Genomic DNA, 23,501 nt, shown 5'->3' on the forward strand with positions numbered 1-23,501 from the left:
CCGGGGGGTTACCCCCGGGGGGGGGGGGGGGGTTATTCCTAGGGCGTCCTCATCACCCGTCTCGCGGGGGGGGGGCCCCCGGGGGGCGGGGGGGGGGGGCCCCCGCCCCCCCCCCGCTTCAGCGTTCGGCGCCCCAGCCGTCGTCCGGCCGGGTGGGGTCCGGCTCGGGGCAGTCCGGGTGGTCGTAGCCCCAGAGGCCGACCTTGTGCAACAGCCAGTCCGTCAAAGGGGGTTGGTCGTGGTCGAGCCGGTCGACCAGGACGAAGGCCACCCGCAGTTCGGCGGCCGGTGCCACCTCCAGGGTGCGCTGGCCGGGGATGTTCTCGTACGTCACCGTCTCCCAGGAGCAGCCGGCCTCGGTCAGTGCGGCGGCCAGCCCGGACTCGGTGACCCGGGTGTCGATGGTGTCCAGCTCGCCGTAGGGCTGCGGGAGTTCCAGTTCCCCGTGCCAGGCGGGCAGGGAGAACGAGCGAAGCCGGCGGCAGCGGCAGAACACCGTCCAGGCGTCGCCCCAGCCGAAGGCGTGGGGCCAGCGCGAGTCCTTGTGGACGCGCCCGGCGTCCCACGGATCGCCGTACCGGGCGGCGAGTTCGGGCAGCGAGGCGTCGTAGCGCAGATCGCCGAACCCGCCGGTGACGGCGAGTGCGGCGAGCTGGCGCGGGAAGTTCATCACGACAGGCATCCGCGCACCGCCTCGACCAGCCGGTTGGCGCGGGCGTCGCCGTGGCCGATCATCCGGTTGGCGACGTACGCGAAGCCGACGCCGAACTCGTCGTCGCCGAAGGCGAACTGGCCGCCGGCGCCGTCGTTGCCGAAACTGCGCGGGCCGAGCAGCCGGCGGAAGGCGGGCGAGTCGAGCAGCATGCCTGAGCCCCAGCGGGCGCCCATGTCGAAGCCCAGGAAGCCCTGGCCGGCGGAGAGTTCGCGCACCGCGTCGGTCACCGTGTCGGACGAGAGCAGCCGCTCGCCGCCGTCCAGGCCGGTGACCGCTGCCGCGTACAGGCCGGCCAGGCCGGTGGCGGAGCCGACGGCGCCCGCGCCGGGCAGCTCGATCGCGTGCAGGGCCGGGTCGTTCCAGCCGTGCGGCACGTCCAGTCCGGGGAAGACCAGGGCGCCGTTCATGGTCACGATCCGGGTGAGCAGGTGCTCCGGGCCGGGCATCGGGCGGCGGCCTTCGGCCTCCACCAGCCGTGCCACGTGCGGGAGTTCGGTCTCCGGCAGGCCGATCCAGAGCGGTAGGCCGAGCGGTTCGGCGAGCTCCTTGCGCAGGAACGCGCCCGGGGTCAGGCCGGTGATCCGGCGGATCACCTCGCCGACCGCGAAGCCGAGCACATGGCCGTGGTACTCGTAGGTCGTCCCCGGCTCCCAGAGCGGCTCCTGCTCCTCGATCGCGCGGACCACCGGCTCCCAGGCGGCGATCTCCTCGAAGGAGAGCACCGTGTCCAGCGCCGGGAGGCCGGCCCGGTGGCCGAGGATCATCCGGGTGGTGATGTCCCGCTTGCCGTGGCGCGCGAACTCGGGCCAGTAGCGGGCGATCGGGGCGTCCAGGTCGAGCGGGCCCCGCTGGGCGAGGAGCAGGGCGCTGATGGCGACCGCGCCCTTGGCGCAGGAGAACACCGGCACCAGGGTGTCCCGCGTCCAGGCCCGGCCGGTGCGCTCGTCGGCGGTGCCGCCCCACAGCTCGACCACCTTGCGGCCGCCGACGTACACCGTGACCGCGGCGCCGAGCTCGGGGAACTCCTCGAAGTTGGCGGCGAAGACGTCCGCGACGGCGCCGTAGTGCTCGTCCGCCCACCCCTGATACTGCCGCATTCGTGCTGCCCCGTTCTGCTCGTGTGGCCTGAGCCAAGATCATCGACCGGACCACGGTACGGGGTTGGGAGGGTTGCGACGAACGGTTTTGGCCGCGTCGGGACGGATGGGGCGGGTGGGGCGGACGCGCTCGCCACGGGAGGGTGACCGGGTTGGAGCTGACGGAGTTGACCGGGCCGTGGAAGCGGCACGCCGGCTGGCTGTCAGCGCACCCGCCGGGGCTTTGCGGGCCCGGTGCGCTCAGTCGACGGCCGGGTCGTACAGCGGCAGGAAGTGCACCACTGCCTCCTCGTACGGGTGGACCGCGCGGACGGCCTTCAGGACGGCCGCGGCCTGCTCCCGCTCGCAGAAGGACTCCACCCGGCACTCCTCCGCCCGCTGCACCTCGCCCGGCGTGCCCTGGTAGGGCTGCGCGGCGGGCAGGGGCAGCCAACTGCCGGTGATTCGCCAGACGCTGGTGCACCGGGCGTACTCGCCGGCCCGGCCCGCGCCGGCGGCGTGGAGGGCATCGACGACCTGCTCGACGTGGCTCTCCGGGACGGATATCTCGATCTTCAAGCGTGTCATGCCGGGGACCCTAGCGGGCGGTCGCGGTCCGACGGGAGAACCGGTGCGGCCAGGCGCTGAGCGCGAGCGCGGTGCCGATGCCGACGAAGGCCGCCGCGCCGGCCGGGATCACCCAGCCGGTCAGCGGGGCGTTGCCGGAGCCGCTGCCGAGTGCGCCGAGCAGGGCGGTGAGCAGGCCGTACGGGATCAGCAGGGTGCCCGCCCAGGCGGGGACGAGCAGCAGGCGCCGGGGCAGCGGGCGGGCCGGCGGTCGGTGGGCGAGTAGCAGGGCTAGGGCCACGCCCGTCAGTGCCAGGGCGGCGGTGAAGTCGACGCCGTGCCGTTCCAGCCAGATCAGGGCGGCGGGGCCGCCGTTGCGTCGGAACTCGTCCGCCATGTCGAAGCTGTCGGTCATCCCGGCCCGGCCGCCCGCTGCCCAGTAGGTCTTCAGCGCGATGTAGGGCAGGGCGAGGCTGCCGGTCAGGGCGACCAGGCGCTGATGGTGTCGGGTCATGGTGTGCACTCCTCGTCGTCGGTGGTCCCAGCCTCGCGGAGCGGGCCCCGGTGGGCGTCCTGCGCTGGTACGGGCCGGCTCCCTCGGGCGGGGGAGGTGGGTGTCGGGACGGCTAGCCGGGCGCGGGTGTGGGCAGGCTCGCTCGGACACGTATGCACACGTTGCACCGGATGAAGGAGCGCATGATGACCGCAGTGCACGAATCCGTCCTCGACGCGATCGGCGGGACGCCGCTGTTCCGCCTCGCCCGGCTGGGTGCCGGGATCGCCGCGCCGATCTATGCCAAGGCCGAGTTCCTCAACGTCGGCGGCAGCGTCAAGGACCGCGCCGCACTGTCGATGATCCTGGCCGCCGAGCGGGAGGGTCTGCTGAAGCCTGGTGGGACGATCATCGAGGCGACCTCCGGCAACACCGGCATCGGGCTGGCCATCGTGGGCCGTCAGCGCGGCTACCGGGTGATCGCCGGGGTGTCGGACAAGTCGTCGCCGGAGAAGTCGGACATCCTGCGGGCGTACGGCGCCGAGGTGGTGCTCGCGACGACCTCGGTGCCGCAGGAGGATCCCCGGCACCTGTTCAACGTGGTCCGGCGGCTCACCGAGGAGATCCCCGGTGCCTGGCTCGCCAATCAGTACGACAACCTGGCCAATCCGGACGCCCATGTCCGCACCACCGGTCCCGAGATCTGGGAGCAGACCGGCGGCCGGGTGACCCACTTCGTGGCGGGCGTCGGCACCGGCGGCACCGTCACCGGCACCGGCGGCCATCTCAAGCAGGTGTCCGGCGGCTCGGTGACCGTCATCGGCGCGGACCCGGAGTCCTCCTCGTACGGCGGCGGGGACGGCAGCCCGTGGTTCGTCGAGAGCATCGGGCACTTCCTGCACCCCGAGACGGTCGAGGACCGCTGGCCGCAGGCCTACCGCTCGGAGGTGATCGACTCCTTCGAGCGGATCCCGGACCGCGAATCGCTGCTGACGGCCCGTCGGCTCGCCCGCGAGGAGGGCATCCTGGCCGGTCCGTCGTCCGGCACGGCGGTGGCGGCGGCCCTGCGGGTGGCGCGCGGGCTGGGGCCGGAGGACCTGGTCGTCGTGCTGCTGCCGGACTCGGGCCGCTCCTACCTGTCCAAGGTGCACAGCGACGGGTGGATGCGGCGCTGGGGCTTCCTGGAGGAGCCGGGGGAGACGGAGCTGCGCGCCGCGCTGGCGGCGGCCGGCCCGCTGGTGACGGTCGGCGCGGACGCGACCGTCGGCGAGGCGCTGGAGGCGATGCGGACCGCGCCCGGCGGGGTCGCCCCGGCCGTACTGCCGCGGGCGGCGCGGCCGTACGGGGTGGCCGACGCGGAGGTGCTCGGCTCGGTGTCCCGGGAGGTGCTGGAGGTGGCGCTCGCGAACGGCGACGCCAAGGGCGACGACCCGGTGCGCCCGCTGCTCGGTCCGGCCCTGCCGACGTTCGGGGTCGGGCAGCCGGCCGCCGAGGCGCGGGCCGAGCTGCTGGCGGGCGGGCAGCCGGGGGTGGTGGTGCTGGTGGACGGGAAGGCGGCCGGGGTGCTGACCCGGGCCGCGCTCATCCGGTAGCCGACAGGGGGCCCGTCCGGCGGATCCGGTCGGACCGGCCCTGTCCCGCCGCGGGCGCCAGGATGGCGTGGACGACCCGGTCCAGGGTGCGGTCGAAGGCCTGGTCCGGGTCGGCCGGCCAACTCTCCCTCGTCGTCTTCCCGTTGGCGATGATCACCAATGCCTACGTGCCCACCGGCGGGATGCCCGGCCGGCTTCGGGTGGTCGCGGACTGGAACCCGATCAGCTCCGTCGTCCAGGCCTGCCGTGAACTCTTCGACAACCCGTCCGCGCCCGGCGGCGCCTGGCCGATGCAGCACGCGGTGCTCGCCTCGCTGCTCTGGAGCGCGTTGCTGCTCGCGCTCTGCCGGCCGCTGGCCGTACGGAAGTTCGCCACCCACGGACGGTGACCCACCGGGTCCTGAAATGTGCTGGACACTCGTGCCGGTGTGGTCTTGGGTGGGGCGCCATGGAGTACACCCACCTCGGCCGCACCGGCCTGACCGTGTCCCGTCTCTGCCTCGGCACCATGAACTTCGGCCCCCACACCGAGGAGGCCGAGGCCCACCGCCTCATGGACACCGCCCACGAGCGCGGCATCAACTTCTTCGACACCGCCAACGCCTACGGCCGCGACAGCGAGGGCAACCTCAAGGGCCGCACCGAGGAGATCATCGGCCGCTGGTTCGCCGAGGGCGGCGGGCGTCGCGAGCGCACCGTGCTCGCCACCAAGGCCTACGCCGAGATGAGCGACTGGCCCAACGAGGGCCGGCTCTCCGCGCTCGCCATCCGCAAGGCCGTCGAGGCCAGCCTGCGCAGGCTGCAGACCGACCACATCGACCTCTACCAGATGCACCACATCGACCGGGACACGCCCTGGGAGGAGATCTGGCAGGCGATGGAGGTCCTGGTCGCCCAGGGCAAGATCATCTATGTCGGCTCCAGCAACTTCGCCGGCTGGCACATCGCCCAGGCCCAGGAGGCCGCCCGCTCCCGGCACTTCCTCGGCCTGGTCAGCGAGCAGTCGCTCTACAACCTGCTCGACCGCACCGTCGAACTCGAGGTCATCCCCGCCCTCCAGCACTACGGCCTCGGACTGATCCCCTGGTCCCCGCTGCGCAGTGGCCTGCTCGGCGGCGTCCTGCGCAAGGAGCGCGAGGGCACCCGCGGCCGCAGCGCGCTGGGCTACGCGAGTGAGCTCCTGGAGAAGTACCGCGAGCGGATCCAGGCCTACGAGGACTTCGCCGACGAACTCGGCACCGACCCCGCCGACCTCGCCCTCGCCTGGCTGCTCTCCCGCCCGGCCGTCACGGCCCCCATCATCGGCCCGCGCACCCCGGCCCACCTCGACGCCGCCCTCGCGGCCCTCGACCTGAAGCTCGACCAGAAGACCCTCGACCACCTCGACGACCTCTTCCCCGGGCACCGGCCCGCCCCGGAGGACTACGCCTGGTAGGCCTGGGCCTACGGCGCCGACCCCCGGGGCGCCGACCCGCGGGGGGGTTGGCCCCGGGGGTCGGCCCCCGGTGAACAGCCGTTCGCCCGTCCGTCGACGGCCCGGATTGTGGTAGCAAGGCAGCCATGAGCGAGCGGGAGGCGTACCACCACGGGGCGTTGCCGGAGGCGCTGGTGACGGCGGCCTTCGAGGTGCTGGACGAGCAGGGCCAGGAGAAGGTGAGCGTGCGGGAGGTGGCGCGCCGGGCGGGGGTGTCGGCGGGCGCGCCGTTCCGGCACTTCGCCGACCGGCAGGCCCTGCTGACCGCGCTGGCGGACCGGGTGCTGGCGGACTTCGAGCACTGGCAGGAGGCGCAGGTGGCGGCCGCGGAGGCGGTCGGCGGGTCGGGGATGCGGGCGCTCGGGCTGGGATTCGTCCGGTACGCGCTGCGTCACCCGCGGCGGTTCGAGCTGGTGCGCTCGCGGGTGTTCGCGGCCTCGCCGGATCCGGAGCTGCGCGAGCGGCTGGACGGGATGGACCGGGCGTTCACCGGACTGATCCTGGCGGACCAGCAGGCGGGACGGCTGGGGCCCGGTGATCCGGATCTGGTGCTGCTGTCCGGGCAGGCGCTGGTGTACGGGCTGGCGCAGATGATCGTGGACGGCTACCTGCCGGCCGAGAAGGCGGAGGAGCTGGCCGTCCAGGTGCTGGACACCTTCCGCTACGGGATCGCCAACAGGCCATCGCAGTAACGCAATTGTGGCTGTGGTGAGCCTTGACCGGCCTTCCGGGCCTTGATGTAATCGCCGATTACATGAGGTGCGGGGCCGGGTGCGGGAGGTCGGGATGTCCAGGGGAACCACGTTCGTCCGCTCGATGTTCGCCAGGCCGCTGCCCGGCTACACCACCGCCGGCGCCACCGGCGACACCGTGGTGCTGCTGATCGGCATGCGGATCAACCGCTTCTGGGCCGTGCACCACTGGGGCCCGGTGATGTTCGCGATGCTCCGGATGCTGCGCGAGCTGCGCCGCAGCCCCGAGCGGGGGCTGCGCGGCCGGATCCTGCTCACCGCCTCGCCGCGCACCTACTACGTCGTCCAGTACTGGGAGTCGAAGGAGAAGCTGTACGGCTACGCGAGCGCGCCGGACGGCCTCCACCACACCGTGTGGGGCATCGCCAACCGCAAGGTGCGCGAGGGCAGGACCCGTCAGCACGTCGGGCTCTGGCACGAGACGTACATCGCCCCCGAGGGCGGCTACGAGTCGATCTACTTCGACATGCCGCCGTTCGGCCTGGCCGGCGCCACCGGCGCGCTGCCGGTGGAGGACCGCGGCCGGCACGCCGCCCAGCGCCTGGCCTACCGGTCGGGGGAGGGCGAGGGCCCTCAGGGAGTGTCGTGAGTCGTCCGGCCACCCTGGCGTGAGAGCGTCGGGGGATGGTCGAACAGGGCGGCGCCGCGCGGCCGGCGCGGGTGGTGCACGAGGTGCCGTACCGGGCGCAGTGGGAGTCCGCGGAGCTGGCGCGGGCGATCGTGGACGGGCAGCTGGACGCGGCGCGGGACCCGCGGTGGGGGCAGTCCGGGGCGGCCAGCCCGGAGGAGTACGCCTGGTGGTCCTGGCGGCTGTGCGGGGTGGCCTGTCTGCGGATGGCGCTGGAGCACTGGTGGGGGGTGACCCCGACGACGATGGCGCTGGCCGCCGAGTGCGTGGCGGCGGGCGCGTACGTGAAGGACGGCGAGAGCCTGCGCGGGCTGGTCCACGCGCCGTTCGCCGACTACGTCCGGCGGCGCTGGGGACTGGTCGCGTACGCAAGGGAGTTGACGCCCGGGGAGGTGGCGGCCGAGGTGGCCGACGGGCGGCTGGTGATGCTCTCGGTGCACCCGACGATCCGGGAGCCGCACGGGCCGGAGCCGGTCCGGCGCGGCGGCCACCTGGTGCTGGCGGTGGGCGCCACGGACACCGCGCTGCTGATCCACAACCCCTCCGGCTTCCCGGAGGAGTCGCAGGCCTTCGCGCGGGTGCCGTGGCGCTCGTTCGGGCTGTTCTACGCCGGGCGGGGGATCGTGCTCGGCCCGCCCGGCGCGGGGGAGCGTCAGGTGTTGTCCGGCAGCCCGACCGGGTAGAACGGCGCGCTGCTCCGACAGAGCGCCGAGATCGGCTTCAACGCGGCGGCCAGCTCGTCCAGTTCGGCGCGGGGGTAGTCCTCCCAGACCCGGGCGGCGGCCAGGTCGGTGGCCGCCTCCAGGGCCTGGTGGCGGATCCGGCCGAGCTCGGTCACCGTGCCGGCCGCGGTCAGCCAGCCGCGCTCGACCAGGCGCTCGGCGGCCGCCTCCCACTCGGCGTCCGTCCAGCCGCGCACCGGCTGGAGCTGCTCGCGCCGCATGTCCATCGCACAGCGGATCACCAGCGCCTCGCAGCCGTCCAGCCCGGAGGCCACCAGCGCGGCCACATGGCCGTCGCCGCGGTGCTCGCGCATCACGGTGGCGGCCTGCCAGAGCCGCTCGTACAGCCAGGTCGGCCGGGGGAGCACGGCGTTGGCGGCGGCCAGCACCCGGCCGGCGCAGTCCAGCCGGGCCGCGGCCTGCTCCAGCGTCTCGACCGCCCGTTCGACCTGCTCCCGGTTCACGTGCTCCAGCAGCCGGGCCAGCGCCGCCCCCGAGCCCTTCAGCCGGGCGGTCAGCGTCTCCTCCGGGCTCGCCAGCGACCACACCGCGGGCAGCGCCCGCTCCACCATCGCCGGGGCGAAGTTGAAGAACGCGGCGATCACCGGCGGAGCGTCCACCGCGCCCAGCGGGGCCGAGCGGCCGGCGAAGTAGCCGCGCCAGAAGCCGCGCAGCCCGGCCCCCTCGAAGGTCTCCTGAGCCTCGGGCTGGAAGTAGGTGACGGCGTGCACCGGCTCGAAGAGCCACCAGAGCGCGCGGGCGGGGTGGACGAGATCGGCCATCGGGAGCCTTCCTCGGACAGAGCTCCGGGCGGGCGCGGGGAGCTCGACTGGTCGGGACGGTCCGGCGGACGCCCGGACGGCGCGGTGCCGGTGCCGCTCGGGCGGACGCGCGGGCCGCTCAAGTGCTGATGACCACGGTGGCGGGCCCGGTAACCCCGCACGGCGTGTGATGGCAGTCACACGGGACGGGGGTCGATCTCGGCCCCCGCGTCCGGCCGGCTACCGGTTCACCGGCGGCATCGCGAGCGGGTTGATCGGCATCTGCTCGCGACAGAGCGCCGCGATCGGCTTCAAGGCGGTAGTCAGGCGGTCGAGTTCGTCGTGCGGCAGGCCCTCCCACACCCGGCCGGCGGCCAGGTCGGTGGCGGCCTCGACGGACCGGTGCCGGACCCGGCCGAGCTCGGTGACCGCCCCCTCCGCTGTCAGCCAGCCCCGCTCGACCAGCCGCGCCGCGGCGGCCGCCCACTCGGCGTCCGTCCAGCCGCGCAGCGGCTGGAGCACCTCGCGGCTGGCGTCCAGCGCGCAATGGAGCACCGGCGCCTCGCAGCCGTCCAGCCCGGCGGCGACCAGCGCGGCGACGTGGCCGTCGCCGCGGTGCTCGCGCAGCACGGCCGCGGCCTGCCACAGCCGCCCGTACACGTCCGCCGGCCGGGGGAGCGCGGCGTTGGCGGCGGCCAGCACCCGGCCGGCGCAGTCCAGCCGGGCCACCGCCTCCTCCAGCGCGGTCGCCGCGGACTCGACCTGCTCGGGCTCCACCGGCGCCAGCAGCCGGGCCAGCGCCGCCGCCGAGCCCTCGGTCCGGGCGGTCAGCGCCTGCTCGGGGCTCGCGTGCGTCCACACCTCGGGCAGGGCCCGCTCCACCGTCGCCGGGGCGAAGCTGAAGAACGCGGCGATCACCGGCGGTGCGTCCACCGCGCCCAGTGGGGCCGAGCGGCCGGCGAAGTAGCCGCGCCAGCCGCCGTCCAGCCCGGCCGCCTCGAAGGCCGCCCGGCTCTCGGGCTGGAGGAAGGTGACGGCGTACACCGGCTCGAAGAGCCACCACAGCGTGCGGGCGGAGTGGACGGGATCGGACATCGGGAGGCCTTCCTCGGGGGGAGCTTGCCGGCTGGACGGGGCGGCCCGGTGGGCACGGGGCGCACTGGGGGCCGCTCAGGTGCTGATGGCCACGGCGGTGGCCCCGGTAGCCACGGGCGGCGTGTGATGACGGTCACGCGGGGGCCGCGGGGTGCGGTCGCCGGCAGCGCGGCGCGAGATGATGGGACGAGGTGCCCGCCGACCGGGCGCCCCGCCCGCGCAAGCCCCTCGCACGAAGGTAGTCGGCCATGCCCCAGATCAGCCCCAGCATCCTCTCCGCCGACTTCGCTCGGCTCGCCGACGAGGCCGAGGCCGTCCGGGGCTCCGACTGGCTGCACGTGGACGTCATGGACAACCACTTCGTGCCCAACCTGACCCTGGGCGTCCCGGTGGTCGAGTCGCTCGCCCGTGCCACCGACATCCCGCTCGACTGTCACCTGATGATCGAGGACCCGGACCGCTGGGCCCCGCAGTTCGTGGAGGCCGGGGCCGGCTCGATCACCTTCCACGTCGAGGCCGCCGCCGCGCCCGTCCGGCTGGCCCGGGAGATCCGCGCCAAGGGCGCCCGCGCCTCGATGGCACTCAAGCCGGGCACCCCGATCGAGCCGTACGAGGACCTGCTGCCCGAGCTCGACATGCTGCTGATCATGACGGTCGAGCCCGGCTTCGGCGGCCAGGCGTTCCTGGACATCATGCTGCCGAAGATCCGCCGCACCCGGGAGCTGATCGCCAAGCACGACCTGGAGCTGTGGCTGCAGGTCGACGGCGGCGTGTCCGCGTCCACCATCGAGCGCTGCGCCGAGGCCGGCGCCGACGTCTTCGTGGCCGGTTCGGCGGTGTACGGAGCCGAGGACCCGGCCGAGGCCGTCCGGAGCCTGCGCGAGCTGGCCGCCAAGGCGAGCGCGGACGCCTGGTGGGCCTGCGCGCACTGAGGTCCCGCTTCTTTGCGACACCGCTGACTGCGGCACCGCCGGACGGCCGGGCGCGGGTGGAGGAACGTCGCGCCGTGATGGATGATCGGTGACGACGCACCCCTCTCCGCCCGGCCCTCCTCGTACGGTGGTGGAACCGCGATGAGCAACCTCGACCTCAAGCCGGCCCCGACCAGCTGCGGTCGCGAGGCCAGTCACGGCCCGGTGAAGGATCTGCTGGCGGGCCGTCAAGTCCCGCTCGGCGAGAGCATGGTGGTCCGCCGACTGCTGCCCAACCTGGGCCGCCGGATGGTCGGCGCCTGGTGCTTCGTGGACCACTACGGCCCCGACGACATCGCCGACCAGCCGGGCATGCAGGTCCCGCCGCACCCGCACATGGGCCTGCAGACGGTCAGCTGGCTGCACCAGGGCGAGGTGCTGCACCGCGACAGCCTGGGCAGCCTGCAGACCGTCCGCCCGTACGAACTGGGCCTGATGACCTCGGGCCGGGCGATCTCCCACTCCGAGGAGTCCCCGCGCCCCCACGCCCGCTACCTGCACGGCGCCCAGCTCTGGGTCGCCCTGCCGGACGCGCACCGGCACGCCGCCCCCACCTTCGAGCACCACCCCGACCTGCCCGTGGTCACCGCCCCGGGCCTGCGCGCGACCGTCATCCTCGGCACCCTGGACACCGCCACCTCGCCCGGCACCACCTACAGCCCGCTGGTCGGCGCCGACCTGGCCCTCACCGAGGGCGCGGACCTCAACCTCCCGCTGGTCCCCGAGTTCGAGTACGCCGTCCTCGCCATGACGGGCCGCATCGACGTCGACGGCGTCCCGGTCGAACCCGGCTCGATGCTCTACCTCGGCTGCGGCCGCCCCGAACTCCCCCTCCTCGCCCGCTCCGACGCCTCGGTGCTGCTCCTCGGGGGCGAGCCCTTCGAGGAGCGGATCGTCATGTGGTGGAACTTCATCGGGCGGTCAACTGCTGATATTGCACAGGCTCGCGAGGAATGGATGAGTACCAACCGTTTTGGTGAGGTCCACGGCTACGGCGGCGACCGGCTGCCCGCCCCCGGACTCCCCGCCATGCCGCTGAAGGCGCGCGGAAGGGTGCGCTGACCTGGGGTTTCGTATGGTGGGCGAAGGGTTGTCGAGGGAGCCGCACGCACTCGTGGATGAACGGCTGCGGCAAGTTGTGACGCTGTACCGAGAAGAACGGCGCGGTCGTGGTTGTCTGGCGCAGGGATCGGCCGTTGGTGATCGCGCGGTGGTCGCGCCGGGTGGGCACGTCGGCGCCGCCGGGCCCTTTTCGCACCACCGTTCGCCGGCCCTGGGGTGTTGGAGGGGCAGGAGCCGTCTACGGGTTCCGGTTGTCGTCACTGTGGGTGACTGAAATGGAGGCCGGGTTCGGGAACCGCCGGACTGCCCTCTGGTGGGCCGTTCTGGGGGTGACTTGGTCGGCGGCGGTGTGTCCGAGTGTGAGGCCGCCTGCGGTGGCCAGGCCGATGGCCGCGGCTTGGCCGATGGTCAGGAGCCCAGGGGCGAGCTGGCCGTGGCTGAGGTGGAGCATGCCTTGGTAAATGGTGTAGCCGGGAGCGAGCGGTGCGATGCCCGCGATGGTGAGCAGCAGTGCAGTGGTGTTGGTGCGGTGCGCGAGGGTCTGGGTGGCGAGGCCGACGAGAGTGGCCGCGACTGCTGCGGCCAGTGGCGGCGGGAGGCGGAATTCCTGCCAGAGCACGAGGTGGACGGTCCAGGCCATCGCGCCGGCCAGGCCGGCCGTGAGCAGGTTCCACCGAGTCCCCTGGAGGCAGAAGGCCAGGCAGACGCAGACCATCGTCGCGGCCAGGATCTCCAGGGGGAGTGCGGCCCAGCCGTGCAGGGCGAAGCCCTCCGGCTGGACCTGCGGGGCCCGCAGCCCGGAGTGCGCCGCAGCGTAGAGGGCCACTCCCACGCCGGCGACGATCGCCGCGACAGTCATCGCCACCTCCAGGGCGCGCGCCGCGGCGGTGACCAGGTACCCCGCGATGGCGTCCTGTACCCCGCTGACGAAGGCCAGGCCCGGCAGCAGCATCGCGATTCCACCCGCTACGACGAGCGGTGCCTGGGTGGTCGTGCCGGTGAGGAAGAGCCCCGTCGCGGTGGTGGTGGCGACCGCTCCCCCCAGGACCACCTGGTGGAAGTTGGGCACGCCGCGGCGCGACAGGTAGATGTTGGCACGGTCGATGAAGGCGGCCACCACGGCGGCGGCGACGAACACCGTCGGCCCCCCGCCCAGCATCACGGTGAAGAAACCGCCCAGGCCCGCCCAGGACAGTGTGACCTGCCAGGCGGGGTGGGCCGGTCGGGCGGCCTCGATCCGCGCCAGGCGGTACCGCGCCAAGCGGACGTCCAGACGACGCCGCGCGACCTGCTCGACGAGGCCGTGGACGGCGTCGATGCGCGAGTAGTCCAGGGTGGCGGTGCGCACAACCCGGAACTCGGTCATGGGCACCGCGCGCGGCCCGCTGCGGTAGGACAGCGAGAGCGCGCCGGCGGTGACGTCCGCCGTGCAGCCGTGGAGCCCCAGGCCCGCCGCCATCGCGGTCGTCGTCGCCACCACGTCGGCGGCCGGCGCGCCGTTGGCCAGCAGCACTTCACCGGTGCGCAGGGCGAGCAGCAGGAGCTCGCCTGCGAATTCGTCCGCCGGGCGAGCGAGGCGGGTGAACTGACGGGCGGTCACCGGCGGTTGCGCGGTCGTCATCGGGCCGCACTCTCGTCGGCCAGCAAGCAGACCTCGGCGATGGCGAAGTGGCGGAGCGCCTCGAAGTTCTCGGGAAAGTCGAGGCGGCCTCCGGCGATGTGTTCGGGGCGTTCGGCGAACAGGCGACGTGCGTGGGCGAGGTAGCCGGCCAGAGCCTCCTCGCCGTGGTGGACCTTGCCGCCGGGGTCGTTCGGGGTGTCGAAGCGGCAGTCGGCCAGGCTCAACGGGGGGTCCAGCGGGGCGAGTCGGTGGCGCCAGAGGCCGGCGTCGGGGGTGAAGCGGTAGTCGGTAAGCAGGCGATGACCGTGCGTGGCGATGAGATCGACCGCCTCGATGACGAAATCCCGGACGGTCTCGGACATGAAGTACGGGAAGCTGACCCGGGTCCAGCCGGGCTTGATGCCTTCGTGCCCCTGCTCGACGATCTCCTCGCGCAGGGCCGCCGAATGGTCGTCACCGATGTCCAGCAGCCGGTGCCCGTACGGGCCGGCGCACGAGCAGCCGCCGCGGGCCTGGATGCCGAACAGGTCGTTGAGCAGCGCGACCACGAAGTTGTGGTGCAGGTAGCGGTCCTGGTGCCGGATCAGGAACGAGACCAGTGGCAGGCGTCGTACGTGGGTTGGGCCGAGGATGACGATGTTCGGGTTCTGCTGCCAGCGGGCCAGCACCGCCTCCCGGGCTCGCTCCTCCCGCGCGTGGATCAGCTCGGTGCCGACCGCCTCCTTGACCCCGAAGGCGAGACCGGCACGGATCGACTCGACGATGGCGGGGGTACCGCCCTCCTCCCGGGCGACCACGTCGTCCAGGTAGTACTGGTGCTGGGGGTCCACGAAGGCCACGGTGCCGCCGCCCGGCACGGTGGGTACGCGATTGCGGACGAGGCTCCGCCGGACGATGAGCACGCCCGGGGACTGCGGGCCTCCGACGAACTTGTGGGGTGACAGGAAGACGGCGTCCTTGTGATCGATACGGCCCGGCGCCGACTCGGCGACCCGGATGGGCACGTACGGCCCGGCCGTGGCGAAGTCCCAGAAGGACAGCGCTCCGTGAGCATGCAGCAGGGAGGCGATGCGGTCGGTGTCGGTGAGGACGCCGGTCACGTTGGAGGCGGCCGAGAAGCTGCCGATGAGCAGTGGCCGGTCCGCGTAGCGGGCGAGCTGGGTGCGCAGATCGTCCTCGTCGATCCGGCCGTCCGCATCCAGCTTGATGACCACGACGTCGGCGATCGACTCCCGCCAGGGCAGTTCGTTCGAGTGGTGTTCGTAGGGGCCGACGAAGACGACCGGCCGCTGATCCGCGGGAATGGCGTGCACCGGGCCGTACAACTCGGCCAGCCCGACCGGGCTCTGCAGCTCCAGGAGGCCGATGAGCTTGTTCACGGCCGCCGTGGTCCCCGACCCGCAGAAGAGCACGACGTGGTCGTCGGTGCCGCCGACCGCGCGGTGGATCAGCCGGCGGGCGTCCTCGCGCAGGCGGGAGGTCTGCAGCCCGGTGGCGGAGCTCTCGGTGTGTGTGTTGGCGTAGTGGGGGAGGACCGCCGAGCGGAGCCAGTCCTCGACGAAGTCCAGCGAACGCCCGGAAGCCGTGTAGTCGGCGTAGGTGATCCGCCGGGGCCCGTACGGGCCCTGCAGTACGTCGCCGTCACCGATGAGGCCGCCCCGGATCCGGGCCAGCAGTGCCGTGGCCGGGCTGGTGGCCCGGGTGCCGGGGCGGGGCTGACGGATCAGTCCGAACGGCTTCCTGAGGGTCGTGAGGACAGCGCCTGCTTCCGTGCTTTCTTCCACGGACCGCCTTACGACGAGTGCCGGGCGAAGGTTCAGCGTGACCGTGGTCACACACGGCCGCGATCACCGGCCTTCCTCATGGACGCGGTCCTGCCGGGCGGCCTCGGCGGCGATCTCGACCCTCGACCGGAAGGAGAGCTTGGCGAGGATGTGGGAGACGTGGGTCTGGACCGTCCGGGTGGAGAGCATCAGTTCTGCGGCGATCTCCGGGTTGGACCGGCTGTCGGCGATCCGGCGGGCGACGCGCAGCTCCGTCGGGGTCAGGCTCTGCCAGCCGGAGGTGGCCCGCGCCCGGGGGCCACGCGCGCCGAGGCGGACCCCGGCCGCTCGCAGTCGGGCCTGGGCTCGGCGGAGCCCCCAGCCGGCACCGAGCGCGGTGTAGGCGGTCGCCGCCTGCTCCAGCCGGCGTCTGGCCTCCGCCGGACGCCCCTGCCGGGCGAGCAGCTCGGCCGCGTCCTCCAAGGCGTTCGCCTGTCGCAGCGGACGGGCCGAGGCCGCGTAGTGGTCGGCGGCCGCCAGCAGCGGTGCCGGATCGGCTTCGAGCAGCGCGGCGGCGTGCAGGGCGGTGTGCTGCCAGGAGGCGATGCCGGGCCCTTGGGACGGCGCAGTGCCGGCGAGGGCGGCGGCGGCCTCGGCGGTCGCGTGGTCACCGACCGTCAGGGCCAGCCGGACGACCGCGGGCAGCCATTCGAACGGGTCCTCCGGGCCGGCCGCGAGCTGCTGGTCGAGGACAGGCAGCAGGGCAGCCAGAGCCTGGTCCGGTCGCCCGGCGCGTTCCGAGGAGATCGCACGCGCCATCAGGAGCCAGTGAGCGGCTCCACCGTCGGCGGGAGTCCGCAGCGGGTGGTCCCGCAGGAGCCCCAGCTGCGCCTCGCACGCGGACGCGTCGTCCTGGAGGCCGGCCACCAGCGCGGCCAGGCCGCGCGCCTGGATGGCCGCGTGCTGGAACTCCTCCCCGCCCAGGTGCTCGATCTCGGCGAGGGCCTCGTTCCACTGCCCGGTGCGGAAGCGGTGGGCCGCGATCGCGAGCGCCGCGCCCTGGCCGTACGTCTGGGTGGGTTCGCCGAAGCGGCGGAGCTCGGTGATCTCCTGCTCAGCCTCGGGGAGCCTGTCCTGAAGGCCCGTGATCACCAGCCGTTGGGTCCGGAGCAGAGTCTCGACCCGGGGATGCGCGCCACCGGCGGAGAGCGCCAGGCCGCGACTGCTCAGTTCGAAGGCGCAGCCCAGGTCGCCGTCCTCGATCCGGGCCAGCACTGCCTGCATCCAGGAGGCGTAGGCGACGGCGAAGGTCTCGCACGAGCGTTCACCACCGGCCACCGCGTCGGCTGCCGCCTCGGCGGCCCGGTCGGGTCGGCCCGACCGGAACAGGTAGAAGGACTTCTCGGCCTGCAACCGTGCCCTTGACCGCTCGCTGATGCCCTCGATCGCGGTAGCGGCGGTAAGCAGCTCGGCGGCCTCCCGAGCCCCGGCACCGGTGGAGGAACGGCCGTAGAGCGTCTCGCTGAGCAGCCAGGATGCCTCGGCCGCGACATCGGGCGCGCAGGACGGCGCGGCCAGCAGCTGACGTGCGGTCACCTCGGCTTCGTCGGGCCGGCCCAGCGCGTTGAGTGCCTCGACCGTGCGCAGCTGCAGGCCGGTCCGATCTGTTGCCTGACGGTCCCCGTCGACGGCCTGCGTCAGCAGCTCCAGCGCTACGGCCGGTGAGCGGGTGACCAGTTCGCGGGCGTGCCGGGTGACCCAGCCGTGCAGCCACGCGTCGGTGGCCATGGGGACCGCCCGGATCAGATGGCCGGCCACCTGGTCGAGCGGCGCACCGGCCAGATCGAGCGCCTCCGCCGTCTGCCGGTGCAGCGCACCGCGCATGGCCTTGGGGGTGCTCTCCACGAGCGCCTGCCACATCATGTGGTGACGGAATCTGAGCCGCTCGCCGGCCGGGTCCAGTACGGCGGCGGCGAGTGCCTCCTCGAGCACCGGAACGAGAGCGATCAGCGAACGGCGCGACACCGCGGCGAGATCGGCGGGCCGGAACTCGATGCCCAGCACGGCGGCGATCCGAAGGGCCGCGCGGAGCTCGGCGGACAGCCGCTGGACCCGGTCGGTGATCGCCGCCCCGAGCGAGAGGTCGTGACGGCCGGGGGTGACCTCGAACCCGTGCTGCCCCTTCGTCAGTCCGCCCTGCCGGCGGAGCAGAGCCGTCAGCTCGGTGAGGTGGAGCGGATTGCCGCTGGCCCGGTCGAGCGCCCCCAGCAGGGACGGCCCCACCGGGCCGCCCAGCGAGGCGGCCACCAGAGCGGCCGCCTCGGGCGGGGCCAGCGGTTCCAGATCCATCACGAGGCCACCGCCGCGCTGCAGCGTGTGCAGCACGAGGGCCTCGGTGCCGGCGCCGGTGCCGGGCGTCACGGACGCCGCCACCATGAGCGGAAACTGCTCGGCTTGGCGGGCCAGACGCAGCCAGAGCGTCGCCGAAGCCTCGTCCGCCCGGTGGAGGTCGTCCACCACGACGAGCACCGGGCTGCTGGCGCACTGCTGCTCTACCACCTGGAAGAGCCGCTCGGCGGTGGCCGACATCGGGTCGGTCATGTCTGCGGCCGTGTGCCGGGCCGAGGCTTCTACGGCGGCTCGGTACTCCGCCCGCAGCTGCCCGGAGCACGGCTGGTCACGTTCCAGCAGATCCAGGAACGTCCCGAGCGGGAAATGCCGCTCCGACTCGTTCGCCGTGCTCCAGAGCACCGCGAAGCCCGACTCCTGGGCCCGGTCGGCGCAGGCCCTCAGCAGGGTGGACTTCCCGATCCCGGCTTCACCCCGGAGCAGGACAGCGCCCCCTCGGCCGGCTGCGGCGGTGGACAGGACGTCGTTGAGCTGCGAGGACTCGGCCGTCCGACCGATCAGAGTTGCGGTCGCTCGGCTGGTTCTCATTCTGGCAATTATCGCATTGGCAACCTTTCATCCAGTTTCGAGTGTCAGTACCCGAAAACCCGTATCCGTGGGTCTGGGAGACTGGCCCGAGTGCCGAGACAGCCCGGCAGGCGTGAGCCCGAGGCGCTGAGCAGCTGTGATGGTCGGGCGATGGTGAAGTGGATCTTGATGGTAGTAACAGTGCAGGGCCGTGAGACCGAGCGGGCGCACCTTGAACTCATGGTTCGGCAACTGACGGGGGGCCGAGGCCAGGCGATGGTGCTCCGCGGTGAGCCGGGTATCGGGAAGTCGGCGGTGCTCGACGTCGTCGAGGCCCTGTGCCGGTCCGCCGGAATTACGGTCCTGCGCGGTGCGGCGGATGAGATCGACCGGTCGGTGCCGTTCGCCGTCCTCAGCGAGTGCCTTGAGGCGGGTGCCGCCGAACACCCGGGAGTCATCCGGATCCGTGGTCTGCTGCGTGGTGACGAGCGGGTCGGGGCACCGGCGGGGGCTGTGGGCCAGGAGTTCCTGATCGCCGAGGCCATCCTGTCGACCCTCGACGACTGGTGCTCGGCCGGGCCGCTGGCGCTGCTGGTGGACGACCTGCACTGGGCGGATCCGGCCAGCCTGGCGGTTCTCCGCCGGCTGGCACGCGCACTGGACCAACTGCCCCTGCTCGTGGTGGTCACCTGTCGGCCCGCGCCGGACACCGCCACCGTCACCGGGCTGTTGCGTGACCTGGCCGAGTCCGGTGTGCCGATCACGGACCTCGCGCCGCTGGCCGAGGCCGAGATCGCCGCGCTGGTCGCCGACCTCGCCGGTGGCCGGCCGGGCAAGCGGCTGCGGTCTCTGATCGCGGGTGCGGCCGGCAACCCGCTCTACGTGGCGGAGCTGGTCCGGGCACTGTCGGGCGAGGGCCGGATCGAGCTGCAGGGAGCGACGGCCGAGATCGGCCCGGAGACCTCCCTCATGCCGGCTCCGCTGAGCGCCACCATCCTCCACCGGGTCGACGCCCTGAGTGCGCCCACCCGCGAGATGCTCCGTCTGGTGGCACTGCTCGGCCGCGCATTCAGTGCGGCCGAGATGACCACCGTCCTCCAACTCCCGGCCACCGACCTGGTGGAGCCGGTGCTGGAGGCGCTCGCGGCAGGAGTGTTGGAGGAGCGCGGCGGCGGCTTCGCCTTCCGGCATGACCTGATCCGCCGAGCTGTGGTGGAGAGCCACTCCCAGGCGGTTCGCACGGCTCTGCACGAGCAGATCGGGGTCTCGCTGGCCGGCGCGGGCGCGCCCGTCGAACGGGTCGCGGAGCACGTGCTGGAGGCCGGCCGGCTGGGACCGCGGGACCTGGCCTGGCTGCGCGCCTCGCTGGATCCGCTGCTGGTGCGAGCGCCGGTGCTCGCGGTCGAGCTGCTGCGCCGGGCCAGTGCCACCGCGAGCGCCGGCTTCCAGGACCTGGACCTCGAACTTGTCCGGGCCCTGCTCTGGGCCGGACTGCCGGCCGAAGCCGAACACGCCGCCAGAGCCGTACTCGCGCACCCCGTCCCGGTCGAGTGGGAGGGCATGGTGCGTGGTTGGCTCGCGCAGGCGCTCCTGCAGCAGGGGCGGCTGGAGGAGATGGTGGCCGAGGTGCGTTCGGCGCTTGCCCTGAAAAGTCTCCCCCTGAACCAGGCTGCACTCCTCCATGCCCTGGAGGCTCAGACTCTTCACCTCATGATCCGCCCGGCGGAGGCCGAACGTGCCGCCCTCCTCGCGGTGCAGAACGGGCGGGAGAGCGGCGACGGCTTCGCGACGGCATACGGTCTCACGACCCAGGCCGCGGTCCTGCTGGTCACCAGGCGAGTCGATGAGGCCCTTGTCCTTGCCACCGAAGCCCTTGACCGGTTGGGGGAGGCCGGGACCTCATCCGATGTCCAACTCTCCCCGCTCCTGGCCCGGGGCTACTGTCTGGCCGAACTCGACCGAATGGCAGAGGCCCACGCGGACTTCCGCGCAGGGGCCAGGGAGAGCGAGCAGGCCGGAGTGGCGCTGCTGCCCTGGTACCAGTCCGCCATGGCCAACCTCGAGTTCTTGCGCGGAAACTGGGACGACGCCCTGGTCGCCGTCCAGAGTGGGTTGGACACCGTCGATCCCTTGGATGTGGGACCCGATCTGCGCGCGATCGCCGCGCTGATCCACGTGCGCCGAGAGCAGCGGAGCGAACACACCGACGTGATCATGGCCGAGGCTGATGACCTGCGCGCGCACTCCTACACGGAGTACCTGCACTGGTGGGTGCGAGCCATGGTGTTGGACGCCGAGGGCGACCTAGGACGGGCCTTCGGCCTCCTCGAACCGTTTCTGTGGAAGACGGGCGAGCTACGTGAGGTGGTGACCCTCGATCACCTCTTTCCGGACGCCGCCCGGATGGCCTTCAGCCTGGGCCGCTCGGACCGGCTGGCCGCGCTCGCCGCGTCCGCGCAGGAGCTCGCCGAGTTCCAGCCGTCCCCGAACAAGCTCGGCACCGCCGCGCTCTGCCGGGGGCTGGCCGAGGCGGACAGCGCTCTGCTGGCCGAGTCCGCCACGGCGTACCAGGTGGCGGGGCGCCCGCTGTTCCTGGCGTTCGCCCGCGAGAACGAGGCTGTCCTGCTGGCCCGCGCCGGCTCGGTGGACCGGGCCGCCGCCGCCTCGGCCGAGGCCGTCGACGGCTACCTCGCACTCGGCGCCTCGTGGGACGCCCGCCGTACCCGGCAGCGCCTGCGGGCGGAGGGGGTCACCATCCGAAGCCGGAAGGCAGCCGCCAAGAGCGCGACGGGCTGGGAGGCGCTGAGCGAGACCGAGCGCGCGGTGCTGGCCATGGTCGCGGAGGGCTGCTCCAACCCGCAGATCGCCGAGCGCCTGTACATCTCCCGGCGGACGGCGCAGTTGCACGTGTCGCGCATCATGGCCAAGCTGGGCGAGTCCTCGCGGGTGGGGCTCGCCGTGACGGCGACTCTGCTGCCGCAGGGGTGAGCCCCGGGGTGCAGCGCCGGGGTGTCCCGGTCGGGGGCGTCGGCGCTGCACCCGCCGCCTCCGTCGCTAGTCGTGGGAGAACCGGAGAGTCGGCAGCAGCCGGCCGAGCCAGGCCGGAGTCCACCAGGCGGCGCGTCCGGTCAGCCGCAGCAGGACGGGCAGCAGGACCAGGCGGACGAGGGCCGCGTCGAGCAGCACGGCCAGGCCCAGGACGATGCCCATCTCCTTGGGTGGCAGCGGGCCGGAGAGCGCGAAGGTGAAGAAGACCGCGACCATGACCGCGGCGGCCGCGAGAACGACCCGGCCCGAGTGGGTGAGCGCGGCGGTCACGGCCGTGCGCGGGTCACCGCTGCGTTCGTAGTGCTCCTTGGCCGAGGCGAGCAGGAAGACGGTGTAGTCCATCGCGATCGCGAAGATCATCGCGAAGAAGAAGACCGGGGCCCACCCGTCGAGGAAGCCCTGCGGAGTGAAACCGATCAGTCCTGCTCCGTGCCCGTCCTGGAAGACGAGCCGGGCCGCGCCGAAGGCAGCGGCAGTGGCGAGCAGGTTGGTGACGGTGCCGAGCAGGGCGACCAGCGGCGCCTGCAGGGCCAGCAGGAGCAGGACGAAACCGAGCGCCAGGATGACTCCGACGACCAGGGGGGTCTTGGCGTTCAGGACGTCCTGCAGGTCGATGTTCTCGACGGCCGCGCCACCGACCAGCGTCTGCCCGGGCAGGTGCTCGCGCAGTTCGGCAACGGTTGTCCGCAGGGCGGGGTCCGAGGGGTCGGCGGCCGGGACTGCCTGGATGAGAGCCAGGCCGGACCGGTCGGCCGCGTTCGCAGTCGGCAGCACAACCGCGATCCCTGGGGTGTGCTTGAGGACGGCGGCGGCGTCCCCGGCCTGGGCCAGGGGCGTGACGATCTGGAGGGCGCCGGGAGCACCGGCGCCGAACGCCTTCTGAACGGAGACGTAGCCCGTCCGGGCGGAGGAGTCCGCCGGGATGACGGTGATCGACGGCATGGCGGTCCGGAGCCCGATCACGGGCGTGGCCAGTGCCAGCAGGGCGAGCAGGGCGGGGAGGCCGTACCGCAGCGGGTGCGCCCACAGCCGGTCGGCCCAGGCGGCGAAGCGGGGCGAGCCGGCGGCGTCCTGGCGGCGGGTGAACGGCAGCGCCGCCGCGTCGACCCGGGCGCCGAGCTTGCCGAGGACGGCGGGCAGCAGCGTCAGGGTTGCCGCCAGGACGAAGGTGACCGCGATCATGATGCCCAGCGCCATCGACCGGAACGCGGGTGACGGGACGAGCAGGACGGCCGAGAGGCTGACCAGGACCGTGGCACCGGACAGCGCGACGGCCTTGCCGGCGGTGTCCATGGTCTCGCCGACCGCGCGCCGGGCGTCGCCGTGGTGGGTGAGCGCCCCACGGAACCGGACGACGATGAACAGGGCATAGTCGATGCCCAGGGCGAGGGCGAACATCATCGCGAAGTTCATCGCCCAGATCGACGTCGGCGTCAGGTGGTTGAGCAGCACCAGCGCGCCGGCCGAGGCCGCCAGCCCTGCCATGGTGAGCAGCAGCGGCAGCCCGGCGGCGATCAGCGACCCGAACGCCAGCACCAGGATCGCGAGCGTCACCGGCCAGGACAGCATTTCCGACTGCATCATCGCGTCGTGGTTGGCGGCATTGAAGTCGCTCCACAGGACGGAGGCGCCCGTGGCGCTCACCTGGACACCGGCTCCGGACAGCGCCCTGAGCGGGCCCTTCAGGTCGTCTGCCGCACGGACCATGGCGTTGGTGTCGGCCTTCGCACCGGCCAGCACGACTGCGGTGCGCCCGTCGAGGCTTATCGTGGCGCCGGGTTGAGGCGACACCACCTCGCCGATGCGAGGGTCGGCCTTCAGCAGTGCCGTCACCTGGCCGATGACCTGCTGGACGGCGGGGTCGGTCACCGGCCGGTCGGCGGCGATGACGACCTGAAGAGCGGAGGAGGCGTTGCCGTCGAAGTGCTGCCGAGCGAGCTCGCGGACGCGAACCGACTCCGAGCCGTTGGCCTGCCAGCCCGCGCCGGCCAGCGAGGAGGTCACTTGCGGGGCGAAGGCGCCGAGCCCGGCGACCACGACGAGCCAGAGCACGGTGACCAGCCGCAGTCGGCCCGCCGCCCAGAGGCCGAGACGGCCCAGCAGGCCTGGCGGTCCGTTCCGTTCGGGACGACGGCTCCCAGGCCCGCCCTCTGTTTCGCGGGGATTCCCGGACACCGCCGGGCCGTCGTGCGGAGCGTGAAGGTGATCATTCGTTGTCATGCGGGTCTCCAAGGGTGGCAGCTGT

The 23,501-nt window shown here is 73.1% G+C and carries 19 protein-coding genes; 9 read left to right on the forward strand and 10 right to left on the reverse strand.

The features are described from left to right. Nucleotides 1–118 precede the first annotated feature (118 nt). The 4 genes from ACIRYZ_RS32405 to ACIRYZ_RS32420 form a co-directional block, all read right to left on the reverse strand. A complete protein-coding gene (locus tag ACIRYZ_RS32405; protein WP_402951256.1) occupies nt 119–682 on the reverse strand; it encodes a hypothetical protein in 564 nt (187 codons plus the stop codon). Next, nucleotides 670–1,812, reverse strand: coding sequence for a serine hydrolase domain-containing protein (locus ACIRYZ_RS32410; protein ID WP_402951258.1), 1,143 nt, complete (start codon nt 1,810–1,812; stop codon nt 670–672). The genes ACIRYZ_RS32405 and ACIRYZ_RS32410 overlap by 13 nt, the downstream gene beginning before the upstream one ends. Nucleotides 1,813–2,052: 240 nt before the next feature. Continuing rightward, entirely contained in the window at nt 2,053–2,379 is a 327-nt protein-coding gene (locus tag ACIRYZ_RS32415; RefSeq protein WP_402951260.1) for a hypothetical protein, read from the reverse strand. A 10-nt stretch (nt 2,380–2,389) separates the two neighbouring features. Further along, nucleotides 2,390–2,872: a hypothetical protein gene (locus tag ACIRYZ_RS32420; RefSeq protein ID WP_402951263.1), complete on the reverse strand. Its 483-nt coding sequence runs from the start codon at nt 2,870–2,872 to the stop codon at nt 2,390–2,392. 185 nt (nt 2,873–3,057) lie between these two features. Between ACIRYZ_RS32420 and ACIRYZ_RS32425 the strand changes: the two genes are divergently transcribed. The 6 genes from ACIRYZ_RS32425 (at nt 3,058) to ACIRYZ_RS32450 (ending at nt 7,980) form a co-directional block, all read left to right on the forward strand. Beyond that, a complete protein-coding gene (locus ACIRYZ_RS32425) occupies nt 3,058–4,443 on the forward strand; it encodes a pyridoxal-phosphate dependent enzyme (protein ID WP_402951265.1) in 1,386 nt (461 codons plus the stop codon). A gap of 86 nt (nt 4,444–4,529) precedes the next feature. Further along, complete coding sequence (locus ACIRYZ_RS32430) at nt 4,530–4,832, forward strand: hypothetical protein (RefSeq protein ID WP_402951267.1); 303 nt, start codon at nt 4,530–4,532, stop codon at nt 4,830–4,832. 59 nt (nt 4,833–4,891) lie between these two features. Beyond that, complete coding sequence (locus tag ACIRYZ_RS32435) at nt 4,892–5,878, forward strand: aldo/keto reductase (protein ID WP_393036742.1); 987 nt, start codon at nt 4,892–4,894, stop codon at nt 5,876–5,878. 125 nt (nt 5,879–6,003) lie between these two features. After that, nucleotides 6,004–6,609 carry a TetR/AcrR family transcriptional regulator gene (locus tag ACIRYZ_RS32440; RefSeq protein ID WP_402951269.1) on the forward strand — a complete coding sequence of 202 codons (606 nt, stop codon included), beginning with the start codon at nt 6,004–6,006 and terminating at the stop codon, nt 6,607–6,609. A 124-nt stretch (nt 6,610–6,733) separates the two neighbouring features. After that, on the forward strand, nt 6,734–7,258 hold the full coding sequence (locus ACIRYZ_RS32445) for a DUF4188 domain-containing protein (RefSeq protein WP_393036804.1): 525 nt from the start codon (nt 6,734–6,736) through the stop codon (nt 7,256–7,258). Between the two features lie 35 nt (nt 7,259–7,293). Then, entirely contained in the window at nt 7,294–7,980 is a 687-nt protein-coding gene (locus tag ACIRYZ_RS32450) for a C39 family peptidase (RefSeq protein ID WP_402951271.1), read from the forward strand. On the opposite strand, the gene ACIRYZ_RS32455 is transcribed toward ACIRYZ_RS32450, so the two are convergent. Further along, nucleotides 7,950–8,801 (reverse strand): hypothetical protein, encoded by an 852-nt coding sequence (locus tag ACIRYZ_RS32455; protein ID WP_402951273.1) that lies wholly within the window; start codon nt 8,799–8,801, stop codon nt 7,950–7,952. The genes ACIRYZ_RS32450 and ACIRYZ_RS32455 overlap by 31 nt on opposite strands. 219 nt (nt 8,802–9,020) lie before the next feature. Continuing rightward, nucleotides 9,021–9,875: a hypothetical protein gene (locus ACIRYZ_RS32460; protein ID WP_402951275.1), complete on the reverse strand. Its 855-nt coding sequence runs from the start codon at nt 9,873–9,875 to the stop codon at nt 9,021–9,023. A 248-nt stretch (nt 9,876–10,123) separates the two neighbouring features. Here ACIRYZ_RS32460 and rpe point away from each other — a divergent pair, with 248 nt between their 5' ends. Together rpe and ACIRYZ_RS32470 are read left to right on the forward strand one after the other, a co-directional pair. Beyond that, the gene (rpe, locus tag ACIRYZ_RS32465) at nt 10,124–10,807 is read left to right on the forward strand and encodes a ribulose-phosphate 3-epimerase (RefSeq protein ID WP_402951278.1); all 684 of its coding nucleotides are present in this window, start codon (nt 10,124–10,126) and stop codon (nt 10,805–10,807) included. Between the two features lie 141 nt (nt 10,808–10,948). After that, nucleotides 10,949–11,908: a pirin family protein gene (locus ACIRYZ_RS32470; protein WP_402951280.1), complete on the forward strand. Its 960-nt coding sequence runs from the start codon at nt 10,949–10,951 to the stop codon at nt 11,906–11,908. A 238-nt stretch (nt 11,909–12,146) separates the two neighbouring features. On the opposite strand, the gene ACIRYZ_RS32475 is transcribed toward ACIRYZ_RS32470, so the two are convergent. The 3 genes from ACIRYZ_RS32475 to ACIRYZ_RS32485 all read right to left on the reverse strand — a co-directional run bounded on the left by ACIRYZ_RS32475 (nt 12,147) and on the right by ACIRYZ_RS32485 (nt 18,229). Continuing rightward, nucleotides 12,147–13,529, reverse strand: a complete 1,383-nt coding sequence (locus tag ACIRYZ_RS32475; RefSeq protein WP_402951283.1) for a threonine/serine exporter ThrE family protein — start codon at nt 13,527–13,529, stop codon at nt 12,147–12,149. After that, nucleotides 13,526–15,313, reverse strand: a complete 1,788-nt coding sequence (locus ACIRYZ_RS32480) for an aminotransferase class V-fold PLP-dependent enzyme (RefSeq protein ID WP_402951286.1) — start codon at nt 15,311–15,313, stop codon at nt 13,526–13,528. The genes ACIRYZ_RS32475 and ACIRYZ_RS32480 overlap by 4 nt, the downstream gene beginning before the upstream one ends. A gap of 63 nt (nt 15,314–15,376) precedes the next feature. After that, a complete protein-coding gene (locus ACIRYZ_RS32485; protein ID WP_402951288.1) occupies nt 15,377–18,229 on the reverse strand; it encodes an ATP-binding protein in 2,853 nt (950 codons plus the stop codon). Between the two features lie 168 nt (nt 18,230–18,397). Between ACIRYZ_RS32485 and ACIRYZ_RS32490 the strand changes: the two genes are divergently transcribed. Continuing rightward, on the forward strand, nt 18,398–21,196 hold the full coding sequence (locus ACIRYZ_RS32490; RefSeq protein ID WP_402951377.1) for an AAA family ATPase: 2,799 nt from the start codon (nt 18,398–18,400) through the stop codon (nt 21,194–21,196). Nucleotides 21,197–21,262: 66 nt separating this feature from the next. Here the strand turns inward: ACIRYZ_RS32490 and ACIRYZ_RS32495 are convergent, their stop codons facing one another. After that, entirely contained in the window at nt 21,263–23,476 is a 2,214-nt protein-coding gene (locus ACIRYZ_RS32495) for an MMPL family transporter (protein WP_402951291.1), read from the reverse strand. Nucleotides 23,477–23,501 lie beyond the last annotated feature (25 nt).

This window comes from Kitasatospora sp. NPDC101155 (assembly GCF_044768305.1).
Taxonomy (GTDB): domain Bacteria; phylum Actinomycetota; class Actinomycetes; order Streptomycetales; family Streptomycetaceae; genus Kitasatospora.

Coding starts and splice junctions, on each gene's coding strand:
- ACIRYZ_RS32405 (WP_402951256.1), bottom strand. CDS start 682: ATGCCTGTCGTGATGAACTTCCCGCGCCAGCTCGCCGCACTCGCCGTC.
- ACIRYZ_RS32410 (WP_402951258.1), bottom strand. CDS start 1,812: ATGCGGCAGTATCAGGGGTGGGCGGACGAGCACTACGGCGCCGTCGCG.
- ACIRYZ_RS32415 (WP_402951260.1), bottom strand. CDS start 2,379: ATGACACGCTTGAAGATCGAGATATCCGTCCCGGAGAGCCACGTCGAG.
- ACIRYZ_RS32420 (WP_402951263.1), bottom strand. CDS start 2,872: ATGACCCGACACCATCAGCGCCTGGTCGCCCTGACCGGCAGCCTCGCC.
- ACIRYZ_RS32425 (WP_402951265.1), top strand. CDS start 3,058: ATGACCGCAGTGCACGAATCCGTCCTCGACGCGATCGGCGGGACGCCG.
- ACIRYZ_RS32435 (WP_393036742.1), top strand. CDS start 4,892: ATGGAGTACACCCACCTCGGCCGCACCGGCCTGACCGTGTCCCGTCTC.
- ACIRYZ_RS32440 (WP_402951269.1), top strand. CDS start 6,004: ATGAGCGAGCGGGAGGCGTACCACCACGGGGCGTTGCCGGAGGCGCTG.
- ACIRYZ_RS32445 (WP_393036804.1), top strand. CDS start 6,734: ATGTTCGCCAGGCCGCTGCCCGGCTACACCACCGCCGGCGCCACCGGC.
- ACIRYZ_RS32450 (WP_402951271.1), top strand. CDS start 7,294: ATGGTCGAACAGGGCGGCGCCGCGCGGCCGGCGCGGGTGGTGCACGAG.
- ACIRYZ_RS32455 (WP_402951273.1), bottom strand. CDS start 8,801: ATGGCCGATCTCGTCCACCCCGCCCGCGCGCTCTGGTGGCTCTTCGAG.
- ACIRYZ_RS32460 (WP_402951275.1), bottom strand. CDS start 9,875: ATGTCCGATCCCGTCCACTCCGCCCGCACGCTGTGGTGGCTCTTCGAG.
- rpe (WP_402951278.1), top strand. CDS start 10,124: ATGCCCCAGATCAGCCCCAGCATCCTCTCCGCCGACTTCGCTCGGCTC.
- ACIRYZ_RS32470 (WP_402951280.1), top strand. CDS start 10,949: ATGAGCAACCTCGACCTCAAGCCGGCCCCGACCAGCTGCGGTCGCGAG.
- ACIRYZ_RS32475 (WP_402951283.1), bottom strand. CDS start 13,529: ATGACGACCGCGCAACCGCCGGTGACCGCCCGTCAGTTCACCCGCCTC.
- ACIRYZ_RS32485 (WP_402951288.1), bottom strand. CDS start 18,229: ATGAGAACCAGCCGAGCGACCGCAACTCTGATCGGTCGGACGGCCGAG.
- ACIRYZ_RS32490 (WP_402951377.1), top strand. CDS start 18,398: ATGGTAGTAACAGTGCAGGGCCGTGAGACCGAGCGGGCGCACCTTGAA.
- ACIRYZ_RS32495 (WP_402951291.1), bottom strand. CDS start 23,476: ATGACAACGAATGATCACCTTCACGCTCCGCACGACGGCCCGGCGGTG.